The sequence below is a fragment of the Xenorhabdus bovienii genome, from assembly GCF_024721015.1.
Taxonomy (GTDB): Bacteria; Pseudomonadota; Gammaproteobacteria; order Enterobacterales; family Enterobacteriaceae; genus Xenorhabdus; species Xenorhabdus bovienii.
In genome coordinates, this window is record NZ_JANAIF010000262.1 from 1 (window position 1) to 783 (window position 783).

At 45.5% G+C, this 783-nt stretch carries 2 protein-coding genes; one reads left to right on the top strand and one right to left on the bottom strand.

Features of this window, described 5'->3' with window-relative positions:
* Positions 1–5: 5 nt before the first annotated feature.
* Positions 6–488 carry a hypothetical protein gene (locus tag NXS07_RS20445; protein WP_258087570.1) on the bottom strand — a complete coding sequence of 161 codons (483 nt, stop codon included), beginning with the start codon at positions 486–488 and terminating at the stop codon, positions 6–8.
* Here NXS07_RS20445 and NXS07_RS20450 point away from each other — a divergent pair.
* A partial coding sequence (locus NXS07_RS20450; RefSeq protein WP_258087571.1) for an IS6 family transposase occupies positions 483–783 on the top strand: 301 nt, incomplete at its 3' end. The two genes, NXS07_RS20445 and NXS07_RS20450, sit on opposite strands and share 6 nt — an antisense overlap.

The window sequence follows — 783 nt, forward strand, 5'->3', positions numbered from 1 at the left end:
TCGGCTCAGGGGCATCGTTTGGAACTCGCGCAAAAACCGGGAAGTTTACCTGAAGTTCCGTTAATGCGACAGAACCGGTACGCTTCGGCCGTTACGAAAGACGTTAATGAATAGCCCTGTTTCCAGTGTAATGCGCGCGGTGAATCTAAGGCTTCAATTAAATCAGCCTGCAATAATCCGAGGATTGAAATCCATTCAGGGTTACCTGAACGAACGTTATATTCCAACAGCCAGGGAGTATCTTCAATTATCATTAAGCCAAAATATAATATGGAGTGATATTCCATACCTTCTTTCTGAAGTCCCAGTAGTGTCGGTTCTATCACTCGGGACTTAATATTTTCGATTAATTTATTCGGGTAACGACCATTAAAGGCCAGCGCGGCCATACCGTGTGTCATTGGCCCTTCGTTGCCATCGCAAAGCCTTTTATAATCCTGCACTAAAGGCAATATAAAATAGTCATTACCGGTACAAAGAACATGCAAAGATATTTCGTATCCAGAGAGCCTCTCCTCTATCCTACCGATATTATCGCCCAGTGTGTCCGATGGTATCTCGCTTATGCCCTGAGTTTACGAAATCTGGAAGAGATAATGGCTGAGCGGGGTGTCATCGTTGATCATTCCACGCTCTCGCGCTGGGTTCATCGTCTGGTGCCTTTAATTGTCAAACGTTATCGGCGCTGCAAACCTGATGTCGGGTGTCGCTGGCGAATGGATGAAACCGATATCAAAATCAAAGGCCAATGGAAATATTTGTATCGAGCTGTGGACTCAGACG